Origin of the sequence: Streptomyces manipurensis (assembly GCF_049570255.1) — a bacterium.
GTDB lineage: Bacteria > Actinomycetota > Actinomycetes > Streptomycetales > Streptomycetaceae > Streptomyces > Streptomyces manipurensis.
In genome coordinates this window covers 5,032,005-5,044,054 of the sequence record NZ_CP186950.1, presented here as the reverse complement: position 1 = coordinate 5,044,054, position 12,050 = coordinate 5,032,005, and the positions used below count along the sequence as shown (strand labels likewise).

Here is a 12,050-nt window from a genome sequence, read left to right as displayed (position 1 = left end):
GCGCCGCGCGTCAGGCCTTGGCGGGCTCCACGGCGTCGCTGACCAGCGGCTCGACCTCGGCGCGGATCTTGCGCTCGACGAAGAACGCGGCCAGCGGAATCGTGCCGCTGACCATGACCCAGAGCATCTTCCCGAAGGGCCAGCGGGCCTTGGAGCTCAGGTCGAAGGCGAAGACCAGGTAGATCATGAAGAGCACGCCGTGGGTCTGCGAGACCACGAACGTGAGGTCGGCACCGGTGTCGAAGCCGTACTTCGCCACCATGCAGGCACAGAGGATCAGGAGCATGACCGCGGTCACAAAGGCCATGACGCGGTAGCGGGTCAGCACGCTTCGTTTCATGCGGACGAGCGTAGCCTTCCGTTTTGCTCGATCTTGACGCGGCCCCCGGCCCCGGCCCCCGCCTGAGAGGCCCTAGGACTCGTCGAAGTCGGCCGCCGCCACCCTCAGCGGGCGCAGCAGGGCGAAGATCTCCGCGCACTCCTCGGCGTCGTAGGCGCCCAGGCCGAACTCCACGGCCATCAGGTCCTTCGTGGCGGCCTCGACCACCTCGCGGCCCTTGTCCGTGATGGAGGCGAGGGTGCCGCGGCCGTCGTTCGGGTTGGGCCGCTTCGCGACCAGCCCGGACCGCACCAGCCGGTCGACGGTGTTGGTCACCGACGTCGGGTGGACCATCAGCCTTTCGCCGATCTTCGACATGGGCAGTTCGCCGGCCTTGGAGAAGGTGAGCAGCACCAGGGCCTCGTACCGCGCGAAGGTCAGCCCGTACGGCTTGACGACCGCGTCGACCTCGCCGAGCAGGATCTGGTGGGCGCGCATGATCGAGGTGATCGCGGCCATCGAGGGCACGGGACCCCAGCGCTGCTGCCAGAGCTCGTCGGCTCGGGCGATGGGGTCGAAGGGAAGGCTGAGCGGCTTGGGCACGCCTCCGACACTACCCGGAGGTCACTTCACGGCAGGCCCCGTCTCATCCTTCAGTCGTTCCTCCTCCCGTGCGGCGGCCCGCAGTTCGGCGAGGAGCAGCAGGACGACCGCCGTGCCCAGCACCCCGGCGCCGGTGACGACCCGGTGCACGGGGAAGAACTCGGCGGCGACGCCGGCGAGGGCCATGCCGACGCCCTGGAGGGTCATCAGGCCCGTGCTGAGCAGCGTCATCGCCCGGCCGCGGAGGTCCTCGGGAACGGCGTCGACGTACCACTGGTCCAGCCCGAGGGTGTAGGCGTGGGCCAGTCCGGCGAGCAGCAGCGCGACCAGGGCCAGGACCACGCCGGGGCGTACGGCGTAGAGCAGCAGCGGCAGCAGTCCGGCCGCGGCCAGCGGGGCGACGATCCGCGACCGGGTCCGGGCGCTGAGCGCGGAGCCCGCCCACAGTTCCCCGGCGATGGTGCCGACGGGCAGGGCGCACATCAGCAGCCCGAGGGCGGCGGTGCCGGCCCCCAGGCCGTCGGCGTACGCCGCGAGCAGCGCCTCGGGGACGACCAGGAACACCGACGGCAGCCAGAACAGCAGGGTGAGCGCGCGCAGCCGGCGCCGGCCGAGGACGGCCCGCATCCCGGCGAGCGGCGAGGTGCGCACCCCCGCGCGGGCGGGGCGGTCGCGGGTGCCGAGGGCCAGCAGGAGCGCGGAGCCGAGGAGTCCGGCGGCGGTCAGCGCGATGGCCTGGCGGGGCGCGAGCACGGTGAGCAGCAGCCCGCCGAGGCCGAAGCCCACCAGCTGGGCGCTCTGGGCGACCATGCGCATCAGCGAGCGGCCCAGTACGTAGACCTCGCCGGGGCCGAGGATGTCCGCGAGGGAGGCGTTGCGGGTGCCCTGGAAGAGGGGGGCGACGAAGGCCATCGCGCACCGCAGGGCGAGGAGGACGGCGACGGGGGTGCCGGGCAGGACCATGGCCGCCGCGCAGGCGGCGCAGACGAGGTCGCAGACGACGAGCACCCGCCGGGCCGGATAGCGGTCGGCGATCCCGGCGAGGAGGGTGCCGCCGAGTGCGTACGGGAGGAAGCCGAGGGCGAAGGCGAGCGCGCTCATCAGGGGGGAGCCGGTCACCCGGAAGACGAGGACGGAGAGGGAGATCTCGGCGACGACCAGGCCGAGCACGGACAGCAGGTGCGCGGCGAAGACGGACGGGAATTCCGGGGTGCGGAAGACGGCGGAGTAGCCCGGCGGCGGCGTGGACCGCCCGGACTCCAGGGTGTCGGCTGGCATGGGTCCAGCGTCCCGGCCGCGGGGGCGGGGCCCCAGGGATTCGCCAGTGGCCGAATGTTGGGGCACAGTGGGGCCCGCCGCGGGCAGGGGCCCGGGGCGGGAGGGAGGGGACGCGATGGGGCTGCTCCACCACTTCGGGCACGAGGACCTGCTGCGCTGCCGGTTCGCGCTGTCGCCCGCGTGGGAGACCCAGGAGGCGGTCCGCACCCTCACCCGGCCGGACCGGCAGGGCTACCACCTGCCCTGGCTGCGGGGGATCCGGGCCGCGGCGGCCGGCCTGGACCTGCGGCCGCTGTGGCTGCTGATGCCGCGGCGGGGGCACAGCGCCGACTTCATCAGCCCGCCGCCGAGCGGGCCCGGGGTCTCCTTCGAGGAGGAGCTCGCCCTGATCCGCGGGGCGGACCCGGCCGCGGCGCGCGAGGACATGCGCCGGGCGCTGGTCTGCACGCCGGGCGCGCTGGTGAGCGAGACCGGCCGGGCCCTGCTCGCCGATCCCGCGCGGTCCGTGCAGGAGCTGGCCGATCTGCTGGAGCGGGCCTGGAACGCGCTGGTCGAGCCGCACTGGCCGCGGCTGCGGGCGCTGCTGGAGGCGGACGTCCTCTTCCACTCGCGCCGGCTCGCCGCCGGGGGGCTGGAGGCGCTGTTCGACGGCCTGCACCCGGACCTGTCCTGGGACTCGGCCTCCCTCACCCTGACCATCGAGCGGCCCTCCCACCACGAGCGGGTGCTGGGCGGCCGGGGACTGCTCCTCATGCCGAGCGCCTTCGTCTGGCCGCAGATCGCGGGCGGGTTCGATCCGCCCTGGCAGCCGACCGTCGTCTACCCGGCCCGGGGCATCGGCGCCCTGTGGACCCCAGCGGGCGAGGACACCCCGGCCCCGCTGGCGCGGCTGCTGGGCCGGGGCCGCGCCGACGTGCTGTGCGCGCTGGAGGAGCCCGCCTCCACCACGGCGCTGGCCCACCGGCTCGGCCTGGCCCCGTCCACGGTCTCGGCGCACCTGCGGATCCTTCAGGACGCGGGCCTGCTCCTCTCCGCCCGCCACGGCCACCAGGTGCGTTACGAGCGCACGCCGCTGGCGATCGCCCTGACCTCGGGCGAGCCGGCGGGCTGAACGGACCGGGCCGGGCCGGACGGTCGTGCGGGCCAGCCCCGGCCGGTGGTCAGCCGCGGGTGCCGCGGCGCAGGCCGTGCCGGACCGCGCGCTGGCCGAGCGGCCCGAGGCCCTCCAGGACGGAGGCCAGACCGGCGAGCTGTTCCAGGGCGTCGAGCGCGTGGCCGGCGCCCGCCGGGTCCACCCCTTCGTACAGCTCGATGCCGACGAAGGAGGCGGCCGTGGCCCTGGCCAGTCCCGCGGGGTCGGCGAACCCGGCCAGCGGGGTCGCTTCCAGCAGCCGGGTGAGGACCGCCTCCAGCTCCGCGATCCACAGGCCGATCCCGTCGGCGGTGGCTGCCGCGAGGGTGGGTGAGCTCTGGCCGGCGGCCAGCAGCTGCCCGAGCATGGCGACGTACCCGGCGGCCCGCTCCTCGGCGTGCATCTCGCGGGCGAACTCCAGCAGGGCGCCGAGGCTGCCGACGGCGGCGAGCCGGTCGCGGTGGCGGGCCACCCGCTGCTCGGCGCCGTACCGGCAGGCGGCGGCGAGCAGCTCGTCCACCGAGCCGAAGTGGTAGAAGATCAGCCCCTGCCCCACCCCGGCGGTGGCCGCGATGGTGCGGGCCGAGGTCTTGGCCACGCCCTGCTCGACGAGGGTGCGCAGGGCTCCTTCGAGCAGCTTCTCCCGGGTGGCGGCGCTCATGCGCGGACCTCCTCACGGACGGGCCGCAGGCCGGCGCGGACCCCGTGCGCGCGGACGTCGACGTACTCCGCGGTGAAGGAGCCCTCGTAGCCGAAGAGCGGTCCGAAGCGCCGGTTGACCACCCGTACCCGGATCCGGAAGCGCCCGGTGGTCTCGTCGAAGGACTCGCGCACCTCGGCGTCGCCGCCGATGAGGTGGGGCACGCGGACGTCGACGGGGCCTTCGCGGAAGCGGTGCTCGCCGGAGCGGATGAGCAGTGAGCCGTCGGGCTCGGCACTCATGTGCAGGTCGCTGGCGAGGTGCTGGTGCGTGCCCAGGTAGTCGAGGACGCAGCCGCGTTCGGGGCTGTGGACCATCGTGGCGTCGAACCGGCGCGGGCCGCCGGGCAGCTGGAAGGTGCGCACGAAGGTGACGGTCTCCCGCCCGTAGGAGTCGAGGTAGGGGAGGTTCTCGATGACGAAGGGGATGTCGCGGCCCGCGCGCGGCACGAGGATGTTGCGGGTGCCGCCGAGCCGGAGGAAGGGCTTGACGTAGCCGGGTCCGTGCCAGATCCGGTCCATGGTGCCGCGCCCGACGCAGCCCTCCCCCGCGGCCAGCCCGACCGAGAACCGGCGCTGGAGCTGCGGGTGCAGCCGGTCGAAGTCGGCGCCCATGTGGGCGCGGAAGATGGACGTCACGACGGCTCCAGGGTGGCGAGCAGGCTCGGGGCGGTGGCCGGGGTGCGGCCGGGCGGGGTGCGCAGGCAGCGGCGGGCGGCCGGGGTGCCCGGCAGGGGCGGCAGCAGCAGCGCGCCGGCGAGGACGGCGAGGGCCGCGGCCGGCGGTGCGTACAGCAGGGCGGCCAGGGTCAGCAGGAGGCGCAGGGCGCACTCGCCCGCGGCGCGGGCGAGGGACCGGCCCGGCGGGGTGCCGCGTTCGCACCACAGCCGCAGCCGGTCGAAGGACCAGGCGGTGGCCCAGCCCATGAGCGGCCGGAAGACGAACCGGTCGGCGAGGGCCCCGAAGCGGCCCCAGCGGGGCCGGTAGTCGTAGCCGGTGAGGAAGCGGATGCCGTCGCCGTCGGGGACGTAGCGCCAGTACCCGCTGCCCTCGGCGAGCAGGGAGAGCGGATGGTCCGAGGCGAACCGCAGGGCCGACACCCGCGTCCCGTCGGGCCGGCGGCGCTCCCCCGCGGAGACGCCGGTCCCGTGGACGCGGACGAAGGGCAGCACGCGGGTCGCGTACCGGAACCGCTGCGGTTCGTCCCCGGACCGGGGGAGGTGGTCGATGGAGGTGAATCTGAGGTCCCACCGCTGGTGCAGGGCCGGGTCCTGGCTGCGCTCCCAGAGCTCGTCCATCCCCACCCGGATCACGGCCTCGACGTACAGACCCATCCCACCCCCCACTTCCCCTCTTTGAGCGATCGCTCAACCGGGACCCTAGCCAGATTTGAGCACTCGCTCAACGGTGATCCCGCTCACACGCTCCGGCCCCGGGGACGACAGAAGCGCCCCCGGCCGGTGGGCCGGGGGCGCTTTCTCGGGGCGCGGGCGGGCGGTCAGCCCTGGGCGAGGTGGCGTTCCACCGTGTCGATCTTGGAGGTGATCCCGTCGGTGACGCCGGGACGGATGTCCGCCTTGAGGATGAAGGAGACGCGGGGCGCCCGCTCCTCGACGGCGGCCACCGCGCGCCGGACCACGTCCATGACCTCGCCCCACTCGCCCTCGACGGTGGTGAACATGGCGTCGGTACGGTTGGGCAGCCCGGACTCGCGGACCACGCGGACCGCGTCGGCGACGTACTCGCCGACCTCCTCACCGACCCCGAGCGGGGTGACCGAGAACGCGACGATCACGCCTGGGCCGCCTCACGGGCGCGGGCCGCCACGACGCTGTCGGCCTCCTCGCGCTTGAGCACCTTGTCGCCGTACAGGCCGCCGAAGGGGATCAGCGAGAGCACGAAGAAGAACAGGACCTTCTTGAAGGGCCACTTCGCCTTGACCCACACGTCGAGCAGCATGACCCCGTAGACGGCGAAGAGGATCCCGTGCAGGACACCGAGCGGCATCATCAGGTAGTCGATGTCCGAGACCCGGCTCAGCACCGAACCGAAGAGCAGCAGGGCCGGGAACGACAGCGCCTCCGGGACGGAGATGAGGCGCAGGCGGTGCAGGGCGGAGGCGGTCTTGATGTCCACGTGGAACCTTCGGTGGTGGAGGCCAGGGTCGGGACCCAGTGTCTCAGCCTCTTTGCTCGATCTTGACCCGACCCCTCCTGCGCGGCGGCCGCGGGCCGCACCGGGATCGCGCCCAATCGCCCGGGTGTGTCACATATCCGGCCACGAGACCCTGTTCGCGTCCGCCCGCTGCGGATAACGTCTCCCCGTGGCTCAGTTCCGACTCCAAGGCAGCAAGGTGCTGGCCGTCGACCTGACCGGGGACGCCGTGAAAGCGAAGAACGGCTCCATGGTCGCGTACGACGGGCAGATGGCCTTCAAGAAGATGAGCGGCGGCGGCGAAGGCCTCCGCGGCATGGTGACCCGCCGGCTGACCGGCGAGCAGATGACGGTGATGGAGGTACAGGGGCACGGCACCTGCTTCTTCGCCGACCGCGCGAGTGAGATCAACCTGGTCAGCCTGCAGGGCGAGAAGCTCTACGTCGAGTCCAGCAACCTGCTGTGCACGGACGCCGGCCTGCGGACCGGCACCACCTTCACCGGGCTGCGCGGGGCGTCGACGGGCAACGGCCTGTTCACCACGACGGTCGAGGGCTCGGGCCAGGCCGCGATCATGTCCGACGGCCCGGCCGTGGTGCTGCGGGTGAGCGCCCAGTACCCGCTGTCCGTCGACCCGGGCGCGTACATCGCGCACACCGGCAACCTCCAGCAGTCCTTCCAGTCCGGTGTGACCTTCCGCACGCTGATGGGCGAGGGCTCCGGCGAGGCGTTCCAGATCCGCTTCGAGGGCGAGGGCCTGGTCTACGTGCAGCCGAGCGAGCGCAACACCGTCGGGGGCGACATCTGATGCCGTTCCGCGAGATCAACTCCAAGATGGTCGAGGCCCAGGTGGTCCCCGGCCAGCGGATGTTCAGCCAGCGCGGCGCGATGCTCGCCTACCGCGGCGACGTCTCCTTCACCCCGAGCCTGACGGGCGGTCAGGGCGGGGTCATGGGCATGATCGGGCGCCGGGTGGCGAACGAGCAGACCCCGCTGATGACGGTCGAGGGCAGCGGCACCGTGATGTTCGGCCACGGCGGCCACCACATCCAGGTGATCAACCTGACCGGCGAGACCCTCTACGTCGAGGCGGACCGGCTGCTCGCCTTCGACGGAACCCTCCAGCAGGGCACGATGTTCATGGGCTCCCAGGGCGGGGTCATGGGCATGGTCCGCGGCCAGGTGACCGGCCAGGGCCTGTTCACCACCACCCTCAAGGGCCACGGATCGGTGGCCGTGATGGCGCACGGCGGGGTCATCGAGCTCCCCATCACCCCGAACCGGCCGGTCCACGTGGACCCGCAGGCGTACGTGGCCCACCACGGGGACGTCAGGAACAAGCTCTCCACCGCCCTCGGCTGGCGGGACATGGTGGGGCGCGGCTCCGGCGAGGCGTTCCAGCTGGAACTGTCCGGCCAGGGCGCGGTGTACGTACAGGCCTCCGAGGAGAAGCTGTGAACTTTGGCCCCGTGATGGCCGGGCCCGGCGGCCCGACGGTCTTCGACCCGTACACGCTGCCGTCCGACGACAACGTGAACGCCTACACCTTCTGCGTGGAGCTCAAGGGGAACCAGTGGTTCCTGCAGAAGGGCAAGATGATCTCGTACTACGGGCGCATCGAGTTCAACGGCATCGGCCACGGCCGCTTCGACCGCCTGCTGCGCACCAGCTTCCACTCCCCGCTGCACGCGAGCGACTGGGTGGTCGCCGAGGGCCAGGGCAAGATGCTGCTGGCCGACCGGGCCTTCGACGTGAACTCGTTCGACCTGGACAACGGCAACCTCACGATCCGCTCGGGCAACCTGCTCGCCTACGAGCCCTCCCTCGCACTGAAGCAGTCGATCGTCCCCGGCTTCCTGACCCTGATCGGGACCGGCAAGTTCGTGGCGGCGTCGAACGGCCCGGTGGTCTTCATGGAGCCGCCGCTGCGCGTGGACCCGCAGGCGCTGGTCGGCTGGGCGGACTGCCCGTCCCCCTGCCACCATTACGACCACGGGTACATGTCCGGCGTGATGGGCGGGCTGCGGTCGCTGACGGGCATCGGGGGCAGCTCCGGCGAGGAGCACCAGTTCGAGTTCGTCGGGGCCGGCACGGTGCTGCTGCAGTCCTCGGAGGCGCTCATGGCCGAGCATGCGGTGGGCACGGTGGGCGCCGGCGCGGCCGCGGGCAACAACCAGGGCGTCCCGGGCGCGGGCCAGGGACCCATGGGCCAACTGGGCGTGCCGCGGATGCCGGGGCAGCTGGGCGACCTCCAGCGCCGCCTGGGCCTGTGACCGGCCCGCACCCCGATCTTTGTACGTAATTCAACTTTTTAGGTAGAGTTCATTCATGGAGACCATGGAGACCGAGACGGCCGCAGCTCCCCGGACCCCGTCCGGGGATACCCCCTGGCTGACCGACGCCGAGCAGTGCGCCTGGCGCACCCACCTGGACGTCAGCCGGCTGCTGATGCACCAGCTGGAAAAGGATCTCCAGCCCTTCGGACTCACCAACAACGACTACGAGATCCTCGTGAACCTCTCGGAGTCCCAGGACCACCGGATGCGGATGAGCGATCTCGCGACGGCGACCCTGCAGTCCAAGAGCCGGCTGTCCCACCAGATCACCCGCATGGAGACCTCCGGCCTGGTCCGGCGCGTCAACTGCGAGTCCGACCGCCGCGGCCTCTACGCGGTGCTCACCGACGAGGGCATGGAGACCATGCGCAAGGTCGCCCCGCACCACGTGGCGTCCGTGCGCCGGCACTTCATCGACCTGCTGCCCCCGGAGGCCCTCGCGGACCTGCGCGCCTCCCTGACCCCCGTGGCGGAGCACCTGCGCGGCACCCGCGGCAAGATCTGAGCCCCGCGGGCGCTGGGCGCGCCCCGGACGGCGGGCGGCCGGACAATGGGCGGTGTCCGCCCGCTGCCGGCCGCCGCCGGGCACCCGTGAGCGCAATGGCCGGCCTGAGGAGGTCCAGCCATGAAGCGCACCCGCACCCTGTACGTCTCCGCGGCCACGGCCGTCGTCCTGATGGCCGGAGGTCCGGCGGCGGTCGCGTCCGCGGCCACCGCCGACACGGCGAGGACGGCCGCGGCGGCCGCCGCCGTACCGGCCCAGGTGTCCGCCGAGGAGGCGGCCGCGGCCGCCCTGAAGCACTACCCCGGCGTGATCGAGTCCCTCGACCTGGACGGCGCCGTCTGGCAGGTCGACGTCGTCAGCAAGGACGGCCGGGGCCACGCCGAACTGGAGGTGTCCGCGACCGGCGCGGTCACCGAACAGAACAAGGACACCAACGAGAACGCGGCCGAGAACAAGCCGCTGACCGGCGCGAAGGTCACCGCCGAGCAGGCCGCGAAGGCCGCGCTCGCCGCCCACGCGGGCCAGGTCACCACCGTCGAATGGGACGACGACGACGGCACGGCCTCCTGGCACGTCGAGATCACGGGCAAGGACGGGAAGACCTGGGACGTCCAGGTCGACCACGCCACGGGCAAGGTCACCACGTCCGGCTCGGACTCCGGTGGCTCCGACTCCGACTCGGGCGACGGGAACAACTGACGCGGCACCCGGCGGGAGCGGCTCCCCGCTCCCGCCGGACGCGCGCTGTCAGGCCTCCGTGAGGCTCGCCAGGAGGGCGTCCGCCGCCGCGTAGGGGTCCAGGTCGCCCTCGGCGACCCGGGTGGCCAGTGCGCCCAGCTGCGCGTCGCCGTGGACGTCCGCCATCCGCGCCCGCAGGGCCGTCACCGCGATGGTCTCGACCTCCCGTGCGGCCCGGGCCGCGCGCCGCTCGGCCAGCACCCCGCGCTCGTCCATCCACGCCCGGTGCTTCTCCAGCGCCTCGACGACCTCGTCGATGCCCTGACCGCGGGCCGCGACCGTCTTGACGATCGGCGGCCGCCAGTCGTGCCTGCCGCGGGCCTCGCCCAGCCCCAGCATGTGGTTCAGCTCCCGGGCGGTGGCGTCCGCGCCGTCCCGGTCCGCCTTGTTGACCACGTACACGTCGCCGATCTCCAGGATGCCCGCCTTCGCGGCCTGGATCCCGTCGCCCATCCCGGGGGCCAGCAGCACCACCGAGGTGTCCGCCTGCGAGGCGATCTCCACCTCCGACTGCCCCACCCCGACCGTCTCGACCAGGATCACGTCGCAGCCCGCCGCGTCCAGCACCCGGATCGCCTGCGGGGCAGCCCACGCGAGACCACCCAGATGGCCGCGGGTGGCCATGGAACGGATGTAGACGCCCGGGTCGGAGGCGTGGTCCGACATCCGCACCCGGTCACCGAGCAGCGCCCCGCCCGAGAAGGGCGAGGACGGGTCCACGGCCAGCACGCCGACGCGCTTGCCCGCCTTGCGGTACGCCGAGACCAGCGCCGAGGTCGAGGTGGACTTGCCGACGCCGGGCGAGCCGGTCAGGCCCACCACGTACGCACCGCCGGTCAGCGGGGCCAGCGCGGCCATCACCTCGCGCAGCTGCGGGGACGCCCCCTCGACCAGCGAGATCAGCCGGGCCACCGCTCTCGGTCGGCCCTCCCGCGCCTGGGCCACCAGCTGGGGGACGTCCACCGCCGTCATACGTGCTGCGCTCCTCGGTTCTCGTACGGGATACGTGGGGGCCGCCGGGCCGGTACCCGCCCGGCGGCCGGGCCGCCGCCTACTTCGCGACGCGGACGATCAGCGCGTCGCCCTGGCCGCCGCCACCGCACAGCGCGGCCGCGCCGACACCGCCGCCGCGGCGCTTCAGCTCCAGCGCCAGGTGCAGCACCACGCGGGCGCCGGACATGCCGATCGGGTGGCCCAGGGCGATGGCACCGCCGTTGACGTTCACCTTTTCCGGGGTCACGCCCAGGTCCTTCATCGACTGCACGGCGACCGCGGCGAAGGCCTCGTTGATCTCGATGAGGTCCAGGTCGGAGACCTCCAGGCCCTCCTTCTCCAGGGCGTGCAGGATCGCGTTCGACGGCTGCGACTGGAGCGAGTTGTCCGGGCCGGCCACGTTGCCGTGGGCGCCGATCTCCGCGATCCACTCCAGGCCGAGCTCCTCGGCCTTCGCCTTGCTCATCACGACCACGGCGGCCGCGCCGTCGCTGATCTGCGAGGAGGTGCCGGCGGTGATCGTGCCGTCCTTGGCGAAGGCCGGACGCAGCTTGCCCAGGGACTCCACGGTGGTCTCGGGGCGGATGCCCTCGTCCGCCGAGAAGACCACCGGGTCGCCCTTGCGCTGCGGGATCTCGACCGGGGTGATCTCGGCCTCGAAGACGCCGTTCTTCTGGGCGGCGGCCGCGCGCTGGTGGGAGGCGGCGGCGAACTCGTCCTGCGGAGCGCGCTCGATGCCCAGGCGGGTGTTGTGCTTCTCGGTGGACTCGCCCATCGCGATGTTCTCGAAGGCGTCGGTCAGGCCGTCGTAGGCCATCGCGTCCAGCATCTCGATCGCGCCGTACTTGTAGCCCTCGCGGGACTTCGGCAGCAGGTGAGGGGCGTTGGTCATGGACTCCTGGCCGCCCGCGACCACCACGTCGAACTCGCCCGCGCGGATCAGCTGGTCGGCCAGCGCGATCGCGTCCAGGCCGGAGAGGCACACCTTGTTGATGGTCAGGGCCGGGACGTTCATCGGGATGCCGGCCTTGACCGCCGCCTGGCGGGCGGGGATCTGGCCCGCGCCGGCCTGGAGCACCTGGCCCATGATCACGTACTGGACCTGGTCCCCGGAGATGCCGGCCCGCTCCAGGGCGGACTTGATGGCGAAGCCGCCGAGGTCGGCACCCGAGAAGGACTTCAGCGAGCCGAGCAGCCGCCCCATGGGCGTGCGGGCCCCGGCGACGATCACGGAAGTGGTGTTGTTCGATCCGGACATGAGGCACAGCCCCTTGGATGAGGAGTGAACGAGGG

Annotated in this window: 16 protein-coding genes; 6 read left to right on the top strand and 10 right to left on the bottom strand. The window is 72.9% G+C overall.

What is annotated here, in order from left to right:
• Positions 1 to 10 precede the first annotated feature (10 nt).
• The 3 genes from ACPU2J_RS23505 to ACPU2J_RS23495 all read right to left on the bottom strand — a co-directional run bounded on the left by ACPU2J_RS23505 (position 11) and on the right by ACPU2J_RS23495 (position 2,200).
• Entirely contained in the window at positions 11 to 340 is a 330-nt protein-coding gene (locus ACPU2J_RS23505; RefSeq protein WP_420079563.1) for a DUF3817 domain-containing protein, read from the bottom strand.
• Between the two features lie 72 nt (positions 341 to 412).
• Positions 413 to 922 carry a MarR family winged helix-turn-helix transcriptional regulator gene (locus tag ACPU2J_RS23500; RefSeq protein WP_420079564.1) on the bottom strand — a complete coding sequence of 170 codons (510 nt, stop codon included), beginning with the start codon at positions 920 to 922 and terminating at the stop codon, positions 413 to 415.
• A 21-nt stretch (positions 923 to 943) separates the two neighbouring features.
• The gene (locus ACPU2J_RS23495) at positions 944 to 2,200 is read right to left on the bottom strand and encodes an MFS transporter (protein WP_361591574.1); all 1,257 of its coding nucleotides are present in this window, start codon (positions 2,198 to 2,200) and stop codon (positions 944 to 946) included.
• Between the two features lie 115 nt (positions 2,201 to 2,315).
• Between ACPU2J_RS23495 and ACPU2J_RS23490 the strand changes: the two genes are divergently transcribed.
• A complete protein-coding gene (locus ACPU2J_RS23490; RefSeq protein ID WP_423833937.1) occupies positions 2,316 to 3,311 on the top strand; it encodes a DUF5937 family protein in 996 nt (331 codons plus the stop codon).
• 49 nt (positions 3,312 to 3,360) lie between these two features.
• On the opposite strand, the gene ACPU2J_RS23485 is transcribed toward ACPU2J_RS23490, so the two are convergent.
• The 5 genes from ACPU2J_RS23485 to ACPU2J_RS23465 form a co-directional block, all read right to left on the bottom strand.
• Positions 3,361 to 3,993: a TetR/AcrR family transcriptional regulator gene (locus ACPU2J_RS23485; protein WP_365069532.1), complete on the bottom strand. Its 633-nt coding sequence runs from the start codon at positions 3,991 to 3,993 to the stop codon at positions 3,361 to 3,363.
• A complete protein-coding gene (locus ACPU2J_RS23480; protein WP_361591568.1) occupies positions 3,990 to 4,670 on the bottom strand; it encodes a DUF4166 domain-containing protein in 681 nt (226 codons plus the stop codon). The genes ACPU2J_RS23485 and ACPU2J_RS23480 overlap by 4 nt, the downstream gene beginning before the upstream one ends.
• Positions 4,667 to 5,365, bottom strand: coding sequence for a hypothetical protein (locus ACPU2J_RS23475; protein WP_423833936.1), 699 nt, complete (start codon positions 5,363 to 5,365; stop codon positions 4,667 to 4,669). Before ACPU2J_RS23475 ends, ACPU2J_RS23480 begins: the two co-directional genes overlap by 4 nt.
• Before the next feature lie 164 nt (positions 5,366 to 5,529).
• Positions 5,530 to 5,826 carry an MTH1187 family thiamine-binding protein gene (locus ACPU2J_RS23470; RefSeq protein WP_420079568.1) on the bottom strand — a complete coding sequence of 99 codons (297 nt, stop codon included), beginning with the start codon at positions 5,824 to 5,826 and terminating at the stop codon, positions 5,530 to 5,532.
• The gene (locus ACPU2J_RS23465) at positions 5,823 to 6,167 is read right to left on the bottom strand and encodes a DUF3817 domain-containing protein (RefSeq protein ID WP_420079569.1); all 345 of its coding nucleotides are present in this window, start codon (positions 6,165 to 6,167) and stop codon (positions 5,823 to 5,825) included. Before ACPU2J_RS23465 ends, ACPU2J_RS23470 begins: the two co-directional genes overlap by 4 nt.
• A 187-nt stretch (positions 6,168 to 6,354) precedes the next feature.
• On the opposite strand from ACPU2J_RS23465, the gene ACPU2J_RS23460 reads away from it, so the two are divergent.
• The 5 genes from ACPU2J_RS23460 to ACPU2J_RS23440 all read left to right on the top strand — a co-directional run bounded on the left by ACPU2J_RS23460 (position 6,355) and on the right by ACPU2J_RS23440 (position 9,725).
• A complete protein-coding gene (locus tag ACPU2J_RS23460; RefSeq protein WP_361591560.1) occupies positions 6,355 to 6,993 on the top strand; it encodes an AIM24 family protein in 639 nt (212 codons plus the stop codon).
• Positions 6,993 to 7,643, top strand: coding sequence for an AIM24 family protein (locus tag ACPU2J_RS23455; RefSeq protein WP_030768970.1), 651 nt, complete (start codon positions 6,993 to 6,995; stop codon positions 7,641 to 7,643). Before ACPU2J_RS23460 ends, ACPU2J_RS23455 begins: the two co-directional genes overlap by 1 nt.
• Positions 7,644 to 7,657: 14 nt before the next feature.
• Entirely contained in the window at positions 7,658 to 8,458 is an 801-nt protein-coding gene (locus ACPU2J_RS23450) for an AIM24 family protein (protein ID WP_361591707.1), read from the top strand.
• Positions 8,459 to 8,522: 64 nt separating this feature from the next.
• Positions 8,523 to 9,026, top strand: coding sequence for a MarR family winged helix-turn-helix transcriptional regulator (locus tag ACPU2J_RS23445; protein ID WP_420082350.1), 504 nt, complete (start codon positions 8,523 to 8,525; stop codon positions 9,024 to 9,026).
• Positions 9,027 to 9,146: 120 nt separating this feature from the next.
• Entirely contained in the window at positions 9,147 to 9,725 is a 579-nt protein-coding gene (locus ACPU2J_RS23440) for a PepSY domain-containing protein (RefSeq protein WP_423833935.1), read from the top strand.
• A 48-nt stretch (positions 9,726 to 9,773) separates the two neighbouring features.
• Here ACPU2J_RS23440 and meaB read toward each other — a convergent pair whose 3' ends face one another.
• Positions 9,774 to 10,736: a methylmalonyl Co-A mutase-associated GTPase MeaB gene (meaB, locus tag ACPU2J_RS23435; RefSeq protein WP_361591556.1), complete on the bottom strand. Its 963-nt coding sequence runs from the start codon at positions 10,734 to 10,736 to the stop codon at positions 9,774 to 9,776.
• A gap of 79 nt (positions 10,737 to 10,815) precedes the next feature.
• Entirely contained in the window at positions 10,816 to 12,015 is a 1,200-nt protein-coding gene (locus ACPU2J_RS23430; RefSeq protein WP_361591554.1) for an acetyl-CoA C-acetyltransferase, read from the bottom strand.
• Positions 12,016 to 12,050 lie beyond the last annotated feature (35 nt).